This is a genomic window from Petrotoga halophila DSM 16923 (assembly GCF_002924615.1).
Genome location: NZ_JALY01000199.1, coordinates 1 through 18036, shown reverse-complemented (window position 1 = coordinate 18036; position 18036 = coordinate 1). Strand labels below are relative to the sequence as shown.

Sequence of the window (18036 nt, the reverse complement as noted above, 5' to 3'; positions counted from 1 at the left end):
ACGATATAGATAAGATCGTTGTTTTAAACGGCTGGATAGATAGGATTCGTGATTTAGGAGGAATAATCTTTGTTTTGATAAGAGATAGATACGGTAAAACTCAGGCGGTTTTTGATTCAAGCGATAACAATACGCTTTATCAAAAAGCCTTAAAATTAAAAAATGAATACGTTGTTTCTATTCAAGGAAAAGTTAGACCACGTCCTGAAAAAGATAGAAACCTAAATATGTTTACTGGGGATATTGAAATACTTGCAACAAATTTAGAAATACTTTCTGAATCTGAAACACCGCCAATATACGTCAACATAGAAGAGGATATTTCAGAAAATTTGAGGTTAAAATATAGATATTTGGACTTGAGAAAAGAACGAATGCAAAAGAACATAATAGTTAGACACAAGGTTATGAAAAGCACAAGAGATACGCTAAGCGCTGAAGGTTTCTTGGAAATTGATACCCCTTACTTAACAAAATCAACACCAGAAGGTGCAAGAGATTTTTTGGTTCCTTCTAGATTAAGACCAGGCAATTTTTACGCCTTGCCTCAATCTCCACAACTTTTCAAACAACTACTGATGGTATCAGGTTTTGATAAATATTTTCAAATAGCTCGCTGTTTTAGAGATGAAGATTTTAGAGCTGATAGACAACCCGAATTCACACAGATTGATATAGAGCAATCTTTTGTTGAAAAAGAGGATATATTTGCATTAACTGAAAAATTAATTAAAGAAATATTCAAAAAGTCTATAAATTACAAAGGATTAGAGACCCCCTTTCCAAAATACACCTATGATGAAGTGATACAAAAATATGGTTCAGATAAACCTGATATACGGTATGGTATGGAATTTATCGACCTAACAGCATATTTTCAAAATACAGAAACTAATTTTATAAAAAATGGGATAGATAAAGGTCTTATATTAAAAGGTTTTGTTGTCCCTGATAGGGCTGACAATTTTTCCAGAAAAAAATTTGATAACCTCACAGAGTTCGCAAAAGAACAAGGAAGCTCTGGTTTGATATGGATCGCTTTTGACAAGGAAATAAGATCAAATATAAAAAAAGCTGCAGCTAAAGAGATTAATATCTTAGTAGAACGTGGTATAATGAAAGAAGGTGACGTTTTATTCGCTATTTTAGAAGAAACAGATAAAATAGACCAGATTTTAGGACAATTGAGGATAAAAATGATCAAAGAAGAGTTCGAAAAAAAATCTGGGTTCAGTATAATTTGGGTTACTGATTTTCCAATGTTTTCTTGGAATGAGGAAGAGCAAAGAATCGTAGCAGAGCATCACCCCTTTACTATGCCCAATTTAGATGATTTAGCTAAATACGAGAATAAAGACCCTTTAAAAATCAAATCTCAATCTTATGATCTTGTAATAAATGGTTATGAAATCGCAAGTGGTAGCATTAGGATACACAAAAAAGATGTACAAGAAAAGGTGTTTGATGTTTTAGGCTTGAGTAAAGAAGAGGCACAAGAGAAATTTGGCTTCTTATTAGAAGCTTTTAAATATGGTGCTCCTCCTCACGGAGGTATAGCAATTGGAATGGATAGATTGGTGAGCATACTGGTAGGAGAAGAATCCATAAAAGAGGTTATTGCATTCCCAAAAACAGCTTCTGGGACCGATCCCATGACCAATGCTCCATCAGAAGTCAGCGAAAAACAATTGGAAGAATTACACCTCGCTTTGAAAAAAATAAACGAGAGTGAGAAGCAAAATGACTCAAAAAGCTAAAAAAATAAAAATTGCTATAGATGGCCCGGCAGGATCAGGAAAATCTACGATCGCAGAAAAATTAGCTAATATACTAAAGATAAATTATCTAAATAGTGGAGCTTTATACAGAATTATTGGTTATTACCTAAATGAACAAAAGATGGACCCAAAAGATTCAAAAAATATAGAAAATATTTTAGAAAAACTTAACATTGAAATAAAAAACAACCGTTACTTTTTAGACGGAGTAGATGTGACCACCACCATTAAAGATTCAAAAATCGGTGATTTAGCTTCCCTTTATTCCCAGAATAATATTGTCAGAAAAAAAGTTAATGAGATAATAAAACAAATTGCCGAAAAAGTCAGTATAGTGGTTGATGGAAGAGATATAGGAACTGTAGTTCTCCCCGATAGCGATATTAAAATCTATCTAACCGCTTCTTTAGAAGAAAGAGCTAAAAGAAGATGGAATGAGGAAAAAGGGGAAGAAGCAAATATTTCTTTCAACGATATACTGGAAGAAATAAAAAGTAGGGATTACAATGATTCAAACCGTTCAATAGCTCCACTAAAACCGGCGCGAGATGCGATAATTATAGATACTACTAATCTGTCCATAGAAGAAGTCTTGCAAAAAATACTAAAAATTGTCGAAGAGAGTGGTATTTATGGAGATTAATGTAGCGAAAAGAACCGGTTTTTGCTCAGGTGTTCAACAAGCGTACAATGAAGTTAAAAACTCCATTGTTGACAAAAATAAAATTTATATTTACGGTGAGTTGGTACACAATAAAAAGGTAATAGAAGAATTAAATAGAGCAGGTGCAATAACTATAAAAGGATTAGATGATATACCCGAAGATTCCATAAACGAAACGGTAATTATAAGAGCCCATGGTATTTCAAAGGCTGAGAAAGAACTTTTAGAAGAACGATTCTCTAAAGTTATTGACATGACTTGCCCAATAGTTACAAATTTAGTAAAATACGTAGGGAACAAACAAAAAGAAGGATTCTTTGTTGTCGTGTATGGAAAACCTGATCATCCAGAGATACTTGGGCTTAAAGGAAATGTAGATGAGAATAAATTGTTAATAACACTTTCTCCAGTGAAAATATCTCAAAGGAAGATATTGATAGTGTCACAAACAACCATGGGCGAAGAAGAATACAAAAATTTTATAGTCAGTATACTTACTATTAATTCTTTTACGGAGGTGTTGATAAGAGATACTATTTGTTCTGAAACTGTCTTAAGGGAAAAGGAAACACTAGAACTTTCTCAAAAAAGCACGTTAATGTTAGTTATAGGCGGAAAAAACAGTTCCAATACTCAAAAATTGTATCGTATTTCAAAGAAATATTGTAAAAGGACATACCATATCGAATCTCTTGAAGAACTTAAGGAAATAGTTATCTCTTCACAAGACAAAATAGGAATAGTTACTGGTTCATCCACACCAACATCCCAGTTAAACAAAGTGTTGGAGTATCTAAGCCAAAAGAAGGAGGATCTTTCATAATGGAGGAAAAAACTTTTGAAAAACTTTTGAACGAACAAGAGATAAACGAAGTAAAAAAAGGAAAAATAATTGAAGGAAAGGTATTTGAAATAAATAGCGATGGTATATGGGTTGCTTTAGAAGGTGCAACAGGAGATGTATTTGTAAGTCAAGGAGAACTCATAAAACCACTTCAAGAATATCAAGAAGGTCAAAAGATAGTAGTAGAAATAACTAAAACAAATGATGCTGAAGGATTAAACTTTGCCTCTGAAAAAAGGGCTGTTTGGAACGAAACTTTGAACAAGATAAAAGAAGGAGAGAATTATCCGATTATTTTTAAAAACAAGCTAAAAAAAGGCTACAGCGTACTGATCGAAGGTATTGTCAACGCATTTCTTCCCGGTTCACTATCTTTATTAAGACCCAAAGATGATTTACCTGAAGGAGAAAAAATGGCCAAAGTTATTTCTAAAAATGGAAAAAACATAGTCGTATCAAGAAGAGATTATGTTGAAGAAAAAATTAGCCAAACTTTCAATGAATATGAAGAAGGAATGGTAATCGATGGTGTTGTAGAGGATATAAAAAATTTTGGTGCCTTTGTAAAATTGACCGATCATCTGAACGGCCTCATACCAGCAAGTGAGGTTAGCTGGGACGAAAAGATCTCAATAAAAGATTATCTAAAAGTGGGTCAAAAAGTTAAAGCACTGATAATAAAATTGGACAGGGAGAAAAAAAGAATTTCACTATCACTTAAACGCATGAAAGAAGATCCCTGGAAAACAGTGGACGAAAAGTATCCTGTAGGAAGCATTGTTCAAGGTTCTGTGACCAACATATTACCTTTTGGTTTTACCGTTAAGATTGACGAAGGTTTAGAAGGTTTGGTTCATGAAACGGAAGTATTTTGGGGTAGGAAGGGTAGGATAAGCGATGTAGTAAAAGTTGGAGACGATGTTCAAGTTAAAATATTGAATGTAGACAAAGAGAATAAAAAGATTAATCTAAGTTATAAGCAAGTTTTAGGAGATCCATGGGAAACCCTAGAAAAAACGTACAATGAGGGAAACATTGTTACAGGAACCGTCGAAAAGGTTCTAGATAACGGAGCAATTATAAAAATAGATGAAGGGATCACTGGATTTTTACACGTTTCAGAACTTTCATGGGATTTTGTAGACGATATTTCTACGGTTCTTCAGGAAAAACAAAAGATCAAAGTAAAAATAATAAAAATAGACAAGAATAACAGAAAGATGAGACTATCAGTTAGAGAAACAAAAGAAAATCCTTGGAAAAAGGCTTCACAGGAGATAAAACCTGGTGATACTGTTAAAGGAAAAATAATCCGTTTTTTAAATAAAGGGGCAATAGTACTCATCGATGATTACGAAGTAGAGGCTTATCTACCTGCAAGCAAGGCTTCTACAAATTCAAAAAGTCTCGAGGAAACATATAGGATTGGAGATCAAATAGAAGCAAAAGTCTTAGAGATCGGTCTTGAAAATGAATTTAAAAGAGGAAATATGATTATAAGTGTAACACATCTAGAAGAAGAAAGAGAAAAAGAAGAAGCGCTAAAAATAATGAATGAAATGAACGAAGAGTAAATAGCTTCAATGAAAAACAAGAGGTGGAATAACATGCAAAACCCGACGATTCTCATAATTGGAAAACCAAATGTGGGAAAATCAACATTATTCAACAGAATGATAGGTGAAAGAAAATCAATAGTTCACGATATGCCCGGTGTAACGAGGGATAATATATTCGCCACAATCCAATGGGACGATGTATCTTTTACAATGGTTGATACGTGTGGTATATTCGAACAACCGGAAGATAATATAGAAGAAAGACAGAAAAAAATAATTTTTGAAAGTTTAAAAGACGTATCTTTGGTAATATTTGTAATCGATGGAAAGATTGGACTTACCTCAGAAGACTATCATATTGCAGACTACTTAAGAAAGTCCAATTCAAAGGTTATATTAGTTGTTAACAAGGCAGAGAATTTCGAAAAATACGAGCTGGAGGTAAAGCCAGAAATATACTCTCTAGGCTTTGGGGAAGGAATCCCTGTTTCCGCCGAACACAACAGAAACATTTTTACTTTAATGGATACTATCGCAAACACTTTAAAAACTTTTGGTTTAGATTCGGTAGAATCTGTTGATAATGAAAGTGGTAATAAAGAAATAAATGTTTCTATCGTTGGGCGACCCAACGTTGGAAAATCTTCTCTTTTTAACAGCATACTTGGTTCAGAAAGAGCCATCGTTTCAGAAATACCTGGAACTACCCGAGACGCCATTGATCATCTAGTTAAGATTGGCGATAAGACTTTTAGATTCATAGATACAGCTGGAATGAGGAAAAAAAGCACAGTTCATTATGGAAGTATCGAAATGTTTTCAATATCAAGAACGATCAAAGCTGTTGAAAAGTCAGATGTAGTAATTTTAGTGGTTGATTCAACAGAAGGCATAACCCATCAAGATAAAAGCATTATAGGTATTGCTGAAAAAAGAGGAAAGGGAACGATTATAGCGTTTAACAAGTGGGATCTAGTTAGACACAACCACAAAAGAAAAGAAGAATTTTTTAAATATTTTGAAAAAGAACTTTACTTTGTAAATTACAGTCCATTAGTATTCACATCTGCACCTAAAAGATGGGGGATTCAAGAATTAATAACTGCCATAGAGGATGTCGAAACATCAAGAAACAAAAAAATCCCTACAAGTGCGTTGAATGCAGCCTTAGAAAAATACACACTTGTTACTCCACCACCAATTAAAAAAGGGAAAAGAATCAAATTTTACTATGCTACACAGGTAGGAATTAGACCTCCTGTTTTCGTATTCTATTCAAATTTACCATACGATATACCAAAATATTATCAACAAGGTTTGAGAAACATGATAAGAAATTATATTGATCCATTTACTGGTTCACCTATATTTTTAAAATTTGAAGCAAGAAAAAGCCAAAAAACAACCAACACTAAACAAAAAACACTCTGAAATTTGTTTTTAAATTTTTAATACCTTACATATCCTAATTTCAGGGAGGAAATTATATGTCCATTGCTGCTTTGATCATCAGTTATCTATGTGGATCGATTCCTTTCAGCTTCTTGATTCCATGGAGAAAAGGGATAGACATTAGAAAAACTGGAAGTGGAAACGTTGGAGGAACCAATGTTTTAAGGACTTTGGGGCCAAAATGGGGACTCCTTTCAATAACTCTTGATTTTTTGAAAGCATTCATTCCCATTTTAATAATAAGACTTATTTTTGGCGTTGATTCGTGGGTTCCTTATTTATCTTTAATTGCCCTTGTTTTAGGTCATGACTATCCAATTTTTTTAAAATTCAAAGGTGGAAAAGGAGTGGCTTCTACATTAGGTGGTTATTTCGCATTGAGCCCAATATTAGGTGTAATATTTCTGTTAGTTTGGATATTTGTCGTATTATCGACTAAATATGTTTCTGTATCATCCCTTTTAGGTTTGCTTATAACCGCTATCTTAAGTTTTTTTTGGAATTTAAAAATGGGTATTACCTACACACTTTTATTTTTTCTGAGCTTGTATAGGCATAGATCGAATATCAAAAGGATACTATCGAATTCTGAAAATAAAGCAGACATTATAAAAATCCTTAAAAAGGAAGAAAAGATTAAATGAAAAAAGCACTTATCCCCCTTTTTATCTATCTTTTGCTGACGAACGTTTGGATATTTTCTCAAGAATTATCGGAAAGTGAGTTAAAATCTAGAGAACTATTTTCAGAAAGTCTTCAGTTGTTATTTGAAGGAGAAAAATACGAGGCACGTATTCAATTGAATCAAGCAATGAGCGGAGAAATATACATAACAGATATACCTAAACTCTGGTACTATGCAGCAAAATTGGATTTACAGTTGGGAATGATAGACAAAGCTATTCAAGACTTGGAAAATTCTTTATTATTCTCTACCGTAAATGAGGAAGCTAATACTTTGTTGAGCTTTACAGACAGCATCAAAAATTTTTCACTTTCCAACTATGCTACACCTGTACTTCTCCAAATCAGCCAAACAGCAGGGGTAAAGGATTCTTTTGAAAGATTTTATAATCCTGTAGATTGCGAGATCATCAATTCAAATTTGTACGTGTTAGATTCTCAAAATCACTTGATATTTAAAACAAGTAACTATGAAGAAGAATGGATAAGATTAGCCGAAGATAAAAATTATTATTCTATAAACGCTGACGAAAATCTGAATAGAGTTTACCTAGGTACCGATCAAGGAATTTACTACTTTGAAAGTTATTCTCCAATAGTTAGAAAGGAAATCAAAATAGAATCAACGGTGGAAAGTACGGTATTAACAAGTGAAACTGAAAACCACATGGAAGTTTTGACGGAAGATTTCCCATTTATAATTTACGATATCGATAACGCTGGAAGATTAGTCGGATACGATCCATACAACAATGAAATAAAAATCGTAGGTTACAACGGTGAAATACTTCAACGAAAAAAATTTGATCATTCAATATTATTTCTCGACGGAGCCTTATGGCACAGTAATTTATACCTTATTGATTACGCAAGTTCATCAGTTTTTAATTTCAATATATTAAAAAATGAAGTGGTGAACACCATCAAATTACCAAATAAAACTTATGTTTCTCTTGACGTTCTTCCATGGAATAAAATTTTAATTTCTTCTGTTGAAGATGGCATAGAAATTTTAAAAGAAGATGGAGATCTTAAACCAATCGATGATGATTTGAACAATGAAAATATTAGTCAATTCAGGGGAAAAATTAAAATTGAAAATGGTGTGCTTATCCTTTCAGATTTGGAAAGTAACAAGGTTTACTTGGAAAGAATAGATTCACATACTGAAAGTAACCTATATATTTTAAATTTATATGGTTTGAAGTATAGCAAAAACAACAGAACGGTGACTCTAAAAATTAATATTAACGATATCTCAGGCGAAAAAATGGATTTTTTAACCAAAAATATATACGTAATGGATTCAGGAGGAAGAGTCCCCTTTGATTATCACCGTACTTATTCGATATCAGATACTTATGAATATGAAATTAACGACCTCTTCCAAGTTCATGTGCCACAAATTAACACCGATTCGAAGATATTAACTCACGGTGAAATCAACATGGAACTAACCCCTGAAAAGACAATACCTTTTATCCTTTCAAGTAGTTCTTTATTTCACCTGTCCAATGGAAAAGAAGTGAACACAAACTTAGAAAACCTTGCCTTTATGAGCGGAGGAGGTATTATAGATCAAAACCAAGAAGAATATCTGAAAGATTATTTGAAAGTTTCTTATAAACCTATTGATTATTTAGAATACAACTTATTTCCTCCAATAATAAGCGGAATAAATCCAGCCAGTGTCTCTCTCTTATTAGAAGAAAAAATTTTAGTTGACACTCTTTTTTACTACACTGAAGGCGATATAAGTGAGTAAAGAAATGGCTTATTATTACAACCAAAAAGCGAACACTATGTTAGAAAAAGGGAATTACTTAAATGCGGTTTCATATTACAAAAAGGCGATATCTTTACTTCCCGAAGATCCAATGTTCTATCATAACATTGGTGTCTGTTATATGCTAAGTGAGGATTACGAAGAAGCTAGTATATTTTTAGAAACTGCCTTAGAAAAAGGGATAGAGTTAGACGAAACAAAACTTTACCTTGCCCATTCATTATACGAAATAGAAAAGTATGAACATATATTATCTTTAAAAGAACCTAAGAATGGACAAAATAAGATTAATTTTTTGATCATAAAATCAAAAGCCGCTTTGAAAAGTGGAAACAATGAAGAAGCAAAAAAAATAGTAAACCATCTAAAAATGGCAGGTTACGATTCCCAAGAATTGGAACTAATAGAAAAAATGATATAACAAAAAATTTTAGTGGGGAGGATAAAAAATGAAAAAAGGTCATTTTATTGTCGTTCTTTTATTTCTTTTGGTTTTACCAATTATTACTTTTTCATATAACGTAAGGATGGGTGACACCTTAGGAATTTGGGTTCTGGGATATCCTGAATATTCAATAACCGATGCAGTTGTTGGACCGGATGGAGACATCACGGTACCTCCTATTGGCAGAATAAAAGCGGAAGGTAGAACTTTAGAAGAAATCGAAAACGAAATATCGAATAAAATGGAGAGTTATATAAAAACTAATAAAGTTACGGTTGGAATCACTCAGTACGCTCCGTTTTCAGTAACGGTGTTAGGAAACACTAATATAAATGGGGTTATTGACATAAAAAACGAAAAGATTAAACTTTCGGATCTAATCGGCTTAGCTGGTGGGATAAAAGATATCACTAAATCCTCTTACACGTTGATCAAATCTCCCGATGGAAAAGAACAAAAAGTTAATATTGAATGGATCAAAAATGGAGAAGCTGGTGAAGATCCTTATATATATGAAAATTACTTTGTCCTCTTCCCTTACGATTATACAAATAAGGTCACTGTTTTTTCAGACTTCGGTACCTCATCGTTAGATTACTATGAAGGTTTGACATTGAAAACTGTCATCTCTTCCATGAATATTCCTACTAATAAGATGCCTACTAAAATAATGATTGTTCGAGAAGCAGAAATTCAAGAAGTCCCATTTGATGAAATAGTAAAAAAAGAAGATTATTCCTTACAACCAGGTGACACAGTAATAATTCCTTACAACTATACGAATAATGTTCTTGTTTTTTCTGATTTCGGATCAGCTTCTTTAGATTATTTTGAAGGCATGGGAATAAAATCTGTAATAACTATGATTTCCTCTGGTTCTGATATAAACTTACCTTTAAACCAAGTAAATGATGAAATAACTGTTGTAAGAGGGGGACAAACGTACAAAGTGTCTTTACAAAAAATTACTCAAGGAGATGATTTTCTCTTACAACCTGGAGATACCGTAATAATAAATAAATTTGAAAATTATGTATACGTAAGTTCACAAGAAATTTCACGAAGAGTCGACTTTGAAAAACAAGAAAGAGCAAACATCAGAACACTCTTAACTAAAGTTGGTATAAGTGAAGAAAATGTGGAAGAAATTCTGGTAAACAACCAATCAGTCGATTCAAATACCAATCTAAAAAAAGGTGATTTTGTTCAAATTACACTTAAGAGAAACTATGTTTATCTAAGTGGCGCATTCAATCGAGCTGGAAAAGTTGAATTTTTACCCAACGAAAAAATAAGTATGGATAAGATAGTCGGATTAGCTGGTGGTTTCAGTAATAATTTTTCAGGAAACTTGGTCATAGTGGATAATTCTGGAAGTACAAAAAGTTTAACCGTCGACCCAAATAACTTAACGGTGTTGAAAGATGTCTTAGTAAGTTCTGGCTCAACAATAATTGCCGACACAGAATTAAGAATGGCCTACATATTTGGAGAATACTCGGATGTTAAGGCCTACAATCAAGGAGAAAGTTTGTATGAATTATTGCTCCCATTAAACTTAGATGATTCCTACCGAGTTAGATATCAAATTGGTGAAAAAAATGGGACTTTAACAGCGAATGAATCTGACAGTTTAAAAAATATTCCACTCGAAGGTAAAGTCTTTGTAGAGATTTCAAAAATTGCTCCAGACCAAGTTATCGTCTACAAAGCAGGCGAAACACAAGTTATCCAACAAAAAAATGCAAGATTAATAGATGTCTTCTCATCGGTAAAAGGATTCTCTCCCGTAGACACTGGAACAATCACAATCTACCAAAACAATGAAAAGATAAAAACGATAAATTCTGAAGAATTGTTAAATAATTTAATGATGGAAATCCCTAAAGGCTCATACGTCGTTGTTCAACCGGAAGTGAGTGGTTCATATATAGCCGTTTTGGGAAATATCTCTCCAAAAAGTCTAAGAACGGATGTCCCTATGAGCTTGGTTGAGATCCTTTCTAGCTCCGCTATTGATTGGAAAAACCAAGAGAGCATTTTCATCTACACAAAAAACAATGAAGAAATAAAAGTCGATATAAAAGACGTAGATTCACTAAGAAATGTACTTGTTAACCCTGGATCTATAGTCTACGTACCACCGGCAGAAGAGCAAGTCGTTTACGTCTTTGGAGAAGTGGCAAAACCCGGTATTATCCAATACAATGCAGGAATGACAGTACTAGACGCTATACTCAAAGCCGGAAACGCCTCTCAATCAGCTCAATTAACAACGGTATACTTATTCAAAGACGGTCCAGAAAATCCACCTGTAACTTTAGATTTATCTGGTATCATAAACGCATCGCCTGTAAAAACTGGGATGAACCCAGAAGTAAAACCAAAAGACATTATCTACATTCCAAAAAACACACTTACCAACATCGTGGAAGTTATGAGTACAGTACAAACATTCATGAGTTTTATTAACGCGGGCTTCGATACATACAAAAATGTTTCTGGTCTTTTTTAATAAAACAAGAAGGGTGAAATTTGTTTGAAAACTTCTGAATGGCTTAAGAAGTACGATATCAGATTAAAAAAAGGGTTGGGTCAAAATTTTTTGTCTAACTCAAGTGTGTCTCGTGAAATAGTCCAAAAAAGTGAAATCGATGAAAATGACGTAATAATAGAAATTGGAACCGGCAACGGAATTCTCACAGAAGAGATAGCAAAGAAAGTCAAAAAAGTAATAACTTTTGAAATTGATGAAGGGCTAAAACCATTGTTAGAAGAAAGGTTTGAAGGTTCACAAAATGTTGAAATACATTTTGAGGATTTTCTAAACGTAGACCTTTCTAAATTCAAAGATATTTCAAAACTGAAATATATTGCAAACATACCATATTATATCTCTTCAAAAATATTAGAAAAGATATTTGAAGAATCACCAAAATTTGAATACGCAATTTTTATGTTTCAAAAAGAGTTTGGACAACGGTTGATGGCGAAATCAAAAAAAAGCTACAGCCCTTTAAGTATATTCGTTCAAACTTATTGTACCGTTGAAAAAATCATGGATGTATCTAGAAATAATTTCATACCAATTCCAAAAGTTGATTCAGTAATATTAAAGTTCAATCCTGTGTATAAGTATGTAGAAGAAATAGATCCAAAAGATTTCATGAAATTTGTTCATATATGTTTTTCTAAAAGAAGGAAAACAATAAAAAACAATCTAAAGGACATAATACCGGATACGGAAAAATATCTAACTGAGGTACAGATTGATCCGTCATCTAGACCGGAAGATATTCTCTTAGAAACATATATAGAGTTGTACAAAAAATTGTTGGGGCGAAGGGGCGTTAAAGAAGGTTTCTAAAGGCAATAGTAAATTTATCTTTGGAGGGATAGAAATGGCTGAAGAGAACAAGTCAGAAAATAAGAATGAAAATAAATTAGAATACGAGAGTTTAGTCAACCAAGAAGAAAAGAAGCCACCGCAAAACAGAGAAAGGTTAATTATAATAACAACTATTATTGCAATAATTGTATTAGGTATCGTGATTATATTTTCCCTGTTGTTTTTTGGTGGAAAGTACAATGTAACGATCAACTACGAAATAGTAAAATCAGAAGATCTGCAAGAGCCTTACAATGAAATAAAAGTTGAATTGATTGGAGCCAATACTTACGAAGCATCTTTCCCCGTTGGAGAAAGTATAGAATTAACGTCGATAGAAGAAGGAACTTATCAGCTAAATATCATGGCAGTCAATGATTCTGGACTCGCGTACTACTATTATAACAACCCAGAATTGTTTGTGAATGAAGATAAAACAATAAACGACATAAAACTTGAAAAATCACCTTTAAAATATCAAATAGATTACAGATGGGATAATAACGATTTGTACATAACGCTCCCACAAGATTATGACCAATATTTAATTTATAGAAGAAACAGTGATGGAATTTACGAACCTTTTAGAACGTCCACCCAGAATACCATTATTTTAAGTTCAGTGCCTTCAGAAGGATTGGATCTCAAATTTGCTGTTGTTAAAAACAACATGGTTTATGATTTTTCTGAAAACTATTCTTTTCAAAAAAATAGTTCTCCAAATAGCCCTATAATCTTATCTCCATCTGCAAATCAACAATTAAGCGAGCCGAATGTGTACTTTGTGTGGCAAGCGGAAGATCCCGATGGAGATTCCTTGGTTTTTGACTTGTATTTAACCGCTGATTCTGAACAGGAGCAACTCATAGCAGAAAATATCAATACCTATTTTTATCAATTTAATTCCTTGGAAATGGGAAAAAATTACACCTTAAGAATTGTAGCAAAGGATCAAAAAGGCGGAGAATCTACCTCTCAAATACGCTTTTCCACAAAAGTAATACCTGAGGAAAAAGTTTATCTTTACTCCCCAAGTGGCGAAATGGGAGTAACTATATATGAAGTTACAGATCCAAATAATCCCCAAGAAATTGCCACAATAGACACGCCTGGAAACGTTACAGATGTAATTAATCACGACAATTATCTTTATATACTGAGATATATGGATGGATTAAGCATCGCAGAAATGAGCGATCCTAACACTCCCAGGCTACTAGAAAACTTGAATTTAGAAGGTATTAACGGTATTAAAATCGCCAATGGCTATTTATACGCTAGATTTGAAAATGGACAGGTTAGTGTATACTCCATTAAAGATAATCCACGTGATCCTGAATTTCTGGGATACACTGACATCAAATTCTATGGTGCCCTAGAACCTGAAATCAGGTATATTCAAACTCAGCAAGACTTAAAAGTTGAAATTATAAAAGGAGAATACCCAGTTAGAATCAACCTTAACAACCGTGTTTTTGTTGCGGAATATTCCTTATTAGTTGCCAACGCAGATATGAAAGAAACCGTGGAAAATTCCTTTTCGCAGGTTTTTGACACTCTTAGACTCATATTCTCAACTTATAAGCCTGAAGATTTTAGAAACAGTGAGAAAATTGCCGAAATTGAGAACAAATTGCTTTCGGCTTTAAATGAATTGTTCAAAACAAACACTACCAACGGTATAAAAGAAGTAACTTTAGATGTTTCTAGAGTTGAATAATTTTCACTTTAGGTTCTCTTTGCTAAAGGGAGAGTAGATCCTTATTTTGTCAATTTTTGTTTGAGATAGCACTGTTCTCTGAATGCTGCAATTTCAGCTTCGAGATTCGTATTGGCAGAATCTCCAAAAAATGCATGAATCATGGGAACAACTAATGAAGGATCTCGTTTTGATATTTCTTTGGTGATGGCATCCATTTTTGCCATCGCCACTCCTTCTTGCATACAAGTAAAAGGACCGACATGGAATATCCCAGAGACCCGTTGCCTGCCGTTTGTTAATTCACCATTTAAAAATTTTAGAAATATTCCAATTACTAATGGTGATTCTCCTACAATATCGCCGTGGTACTTTCTACTATTTTGCATATCATCGATGATTTTTTGAGGTTTAGGTAAAACAGTGTGGTCTTTAGAATACGCCCCAAAAATTTTTTTGAAACGCCAATCGGTGAAACCCATATAATTATCCACAAATCGGAAAAGTAAGTTGGGGTTTCTTCTTTCGTTAATGTAAATTACATATTCTAACCATTCAGCTATAGTTCCCCTGATTATTCCTAACCTTTCTTCTTCTATCCTTTGCATTACATAATCTGTGTAAGGATCATGTTGTCTTGAATATATCTCCCCAATGTACAATACTAAAGGAAGTGAATGCTCTTTTGCACTTGGAGATAACTTTGTGAAAGTATCTATAGCATCTTTCACCCATCTTTTTAGATATTTTATAGATCCACCTTTTTCTATGAGTAATTGTTGTAAATTTTCCCAGAGTTTTTGGGTAGTTTCGTCGAAATGAGAAAAATCATCTGCGTATGGTCTGAACCTTCTGATTAAATCATCTGTCATATCCGCCATTTTTATTGCTCTGAATACGTTTATTAATGCATCGGCTTTTTGGTAAAGGGTTTTAAACTGTTCTGGTGCCTCTATCTGTAGGTAACCCGTATCAACAGAAGGGCTGATTATAGGGATGTTGTCAAGTCCCTCTTTATGTAAAAAAATCTTCAGCACTTCTCCATATTTACCAAAACGGCATGGGCCAGAAGTGGTCGGTAAGAAAATAACAGTATTGTCATTTATCCAATCTTTTCCTTTATCTTTGGCTATTTCTTCCAAGGTTGCCATCGCATCACCAACAACACCTCTTAAGGGGAAACAAACTTCCGTAGTGATGAACTTATCGGCCGCTTCTTTAGCTTGAACTGTGGCTGTGGGTAAGACCTTCGCTTCTATTCCGTAATGTTTTAGCATAGCTTTTCCCAGGTTACTAGCCTCACCCATGTAAGGAATGAGCCACTGCCTTTGTCCTAATTTTAATTTGTCCTTATGACCATCTGGGAATAAGACAAAATCTTTAAACTCTAAATCTGTTTTTGGCTTGCTCTTTTTCACCACTCGATCGTGGGCCTCAGCCCTTGTAACAAAGGGGGCGTTGTTAGTTTGAGCATCTGTTACTAAATGCAAAAACGGTTTGTCTGCTCTTTTGAATATCTCATCTTCATGATAAAATTTCACCGAATCTGGTCCGCAAGCAAAATTCATCTGTCTTATTGGAAATAGTTTTGGATGTTGTGCCACAAATATAGAAGCTTGGAGAATATGAGCATTTTGATACCAGTATTCGTTGAAAGAAAGATCATCTATGGGAATATCCTTGTAATACTGTTCCAAAAAAGTTTGTGGAATATAATTCATACCTCTTTGCTTGGTGAACATAGAACCTGATTGTGAAGAAGCCTGAGGGTCTAGTACAACATAATCTCTCCCCAATCCTACATACCCTATCTCTTCATTTTTTTCTAATTTATTTAAGAATCTTTCCCCTTGTTTATGTAAATCGCTTTTGAACGATTCTAACTTTTGATCCGCATAATCCATAGCTTCCATTATCTCTTCTTTGGAAATATCGTAACCAATTCTTTTTAATTCGTCGTATATAGCTTGAGCAGATCTTTCTTTATCTTTCCAGTAAAGAACAGGAAGGATCTCCCTGTCTTCTTCCAATCCCAAGATGTCTTGTAACAAGTAACCTTCAGCCTCGGTATATATACAGAATTTTCTCATTGGTTTTTTATCTCTCACTTCTTCAATAACCGAAGGATTAAACAGGTGTTTTATCCTTTTATCCTTTGCCATCAGATCGCCGTGACCTATAACAAGTTTCATCGCTATACAAAACTCTGTAGGAGCAATATTAATACCTCTTTGAGCGATTTCTTCATCTGAGATTGGAGAGATTACTGGTAAAAATCCAACTTTACTCAACAATGCGGCAGACCAAATACCTATTTCTCCTAAGGTTACTCCAGCTCTGTGAATACCTACCGTTTTTTCATTATCGACATTTATTTCGTCCAATTTTTCGTATTTTATTCCTTCGAAATGTTTTTCAAACAATCTATGGAAAATTTCAACATAATCTACTTTTACCTTTTCTGCCCCTTCACTGTTACCTCTTGGGCAAAAACCACCGGTTATAACTTTTTCGCCTGCTATAGTAAAGATTTTTAATTTGCAGTTTCTTACCTTGCAGGACAATTTGCCGAAGTAATCTGAGCACATTACCTCTTCTTTTTCAAATTTCATATCCACTACTTCAAATCCTCTGAAAGCTGAGCGTACTTCTTTTCCTTCTTTTTTCAGCTTCAGTATCTCTTCTCTTAGGAAAAGACCAGCTCCCCATGCTCCAAACAATTCTCTGTGGGGATAGGCATATATATCTTTGTTTGTAACTTGTGCCATTGCCGCCAGGAAAGCTTTGCCCAAGGCCGGTCCACCTTGACAAGAGCATTTGTTTTGGACATGTTGTGGACCTCCAACAAACTTATTAAAATAACTAGCTGCGGTGGATCTTACTATCGCTGCCGCTATCTCTTCTTGCGAAAAGCCCTCGGAAATTAAACGGTTTTCTTCCATTTCCATGAAAACGCCACATGTAGAATCTATAATTGGCACTTTTTCTGCTTTTAATGCTGCTTCTTGTAGTGTTGATTTGACATCTAAGCCCAACAACTGGGCCATATTTTCCAATGTTTGACCTGCCCCCGCTTGACATGAGTAATTCATCCTAGCCTCTTTTATCTGATCTGTAGCTTCTTCTCCATTAAGTTTGAAAGAAGTGAACTTCATATCTTGTCCGCCGATTTCAAATATCGTGTCTATTTTTTCATCGTGGAATTTAATTCCCTTGGCATGGCATGTGACTTCATCAACGGCTCCATCTAAAACTGTGTATCCTTCCTCTTCTAAAGTTTCTTTTTTCTTTTGACTTACCAAGATTCTTTCGTACAATTTTCTGGCTGATCCTGTGGTACATACTCCAAGCACATTATAATTGTCAGATTTTTTGGCTAAATGTCTAAATACTTCTTTAAGAGCTCTTTCTGGATCACCATGGGTGCTGATATAGATCTTGTCTAAAAGGGCTCCCGTTTCAACGTCTACAATAGCAGCTTTTGTGGTAGTTGAACCACCGTCTACACCAATGGTGACGTCTCTTACCACATCAGGTTGCACTTGCTCAATTTTTCCTTCGTAGTTGTGGACTTTGTCAAGGAAGGCATAAAGAGGTTTAGCATAGGGACGTTTACTCTTCGTAAAATTAGAAATTTCAGAAAGTCTGTTAAAATCTATCACAAATTTGTTCTTCTTTTCTAACGCTTCCAAAGCTATTCCAATTGCTCCAATCCCCGTATGGTACTTAGGCCTTTT

At 34.0% G+C, this 18036-nt stretch carries 12 protein-coding genes; 11 read left to right on the top strand and 1 reads right to left on the bottom strand.

Going from position 1 to position 18036, the window contains the following annotated elements; all coding sequences use genetic code 11:
* The 11 genes from aspS to AA81_RS09880 all read left to right on the top strand — a co-directional run.
* Positions 1 to 1757 (top strand): aspartate--tRNA ligase (aspS, locus tag AA81_RS09930; RefSeq protein WP_211292691.1); only part of this gene is annotated, 1757 nt, incomplete at its 5' end.
* Positions 1741 to 2421, top strand: a complete 681-nt coding sequence (cmk, locus tag AA81_RS09925; protein WP_103079309.1) for a (d)CMP kinase — start codon at positions 1741 to 1743, stop codon at positions 2419 to 2421. The genes aspS and cmk, both read left to right, overlap by 17 nt.
* Complete coding sequence (gene ispH / locus AA81_RS09920; RefSeq protein WP_103079308.1) at positions 2411 to 3265, top strand: 4-hydroxy-3-methylbut-2-enyl diphosphate reductase; 855 nt, start codon at positions 2411 to 2413, stop codon at positions 3263 to 3265. Before cmk ends, ispH begins: the two co-directional genes overlap by 11 nt.
* On the top strand, positions 3265 to 4860 hold the full coding sequence (locus tag AA81_RS09915; RefSeq protein WP_245857214.1) for a S1 RNA-binding domain-containing protein: 1596 nt from the start codon (positions 3265 to 3267) through the stop codon (positions 4858 to 4860). The genes ispH and AA81_RS09915 overlap by 1 nt, the downstream gene beginning before the upstream one ends.
* 33 nt (positions 4861 to 4893) lie before the next feature.
* Positions 4894 to 6276, top strand: a complete 1383-nt coding sequence (der, locus tag AA81_RS09910; RefSeq protein ID WP_103079306.1) for a ribosome biogenesis GTPase Der — start codon at positions 4894 to 4896, stop codon at positions 6274 to 6276.
* Between the two features lie 56 nt (positions 6277 to 6332).
* Entirely contained in the window at positions 6333 to 6941 is a 609-nt protein-coding gene (gene plsY, locus AA81_RS09905) for a glycerol-3-phosphate 1-O-acyltransferase PlsY (protein WP_103079305.1), read from the top strand.
* Positions 6938 to 8746, top strand: coding sequence for a hypothetical protein (locus AA81_RS09900; RefSeq protein WP_103079304.1), 1809 nt, complete (start codon positions 6938 to 6940; stop codon positions 8744 to 8746). Before plsY ends, AA81_RS09900 begins: the two co-directional genes overlap by 4 nt.
* Positions 8739 to 9188, top strand: a complete 450-nt coding sequence (locus AA81_RS09895; RefSeq protein WP_103079303.1) for a tetratricopeptide repeat protein — start codon at positions 8739 to 8741, stop codon at positions 9186 to 9188. Before AA81_RS09900 ends, AA81_RS09895 begins: the two co-directional genes overlap by 8 nt.
* A gap of 28 nt (positions 9189 to 9216) precedes the next feature.
* Positions 9217 to 11727 (top strand): polysaccharide biosynthesis/export family protein, encoded by a 2511-nt coding sequence (locus AA81_RS09890; protein WP_103079302.1) that lies wholly within the window; start codon positions 9217 to 9219, stop codon positions 11725 to 11727.
* A 24-nt stretch (positions 11728 to 11751) separates the two neighbouring features.
* On the top strand, positions 11752 to 12579 hold the full coding sequence (gene rsmA / locus AA81_RS09885; RefSeq protein ID WP_103079301.1) for a 16S rRNA (adenine(1518)-N(6)/adenine(1519)-N(6))-dimethyltransferase RsmA: 828 nt from the start codon (positions 11752 to 11754) through the stop codon (positions 12577 to 12579).
* 34 nt (positions 12580 to 12613) lie between these two features.
* Positions 12614 to 14320: a flagellar basal body-associated FliL family protein gene (locus tag AA81_RS09880; RefSeq protein WP_103079300.1), complete on the top strand. Its 1707-nt coding sequence runs from the start codon at positions 12614 to 12616 to the stop codon at positions 14318 to 14320.
* Positions 14321 to 14361: 41 nt separating this feature from the next.
* On the opposite strand, the gene AA81_RS09875 is transcribed toward AA81_RS09880, so the two are convergent.
* Positions 14362 to 18036, bottom strand: a 3675-nt coding sequence (locus tag AA81_RS09875) for an acyl-CoA dehydratase activase-related protein (RefSeq protein WP_103898920.1), incomplete at its 5' end; no start/stop codon positions are given.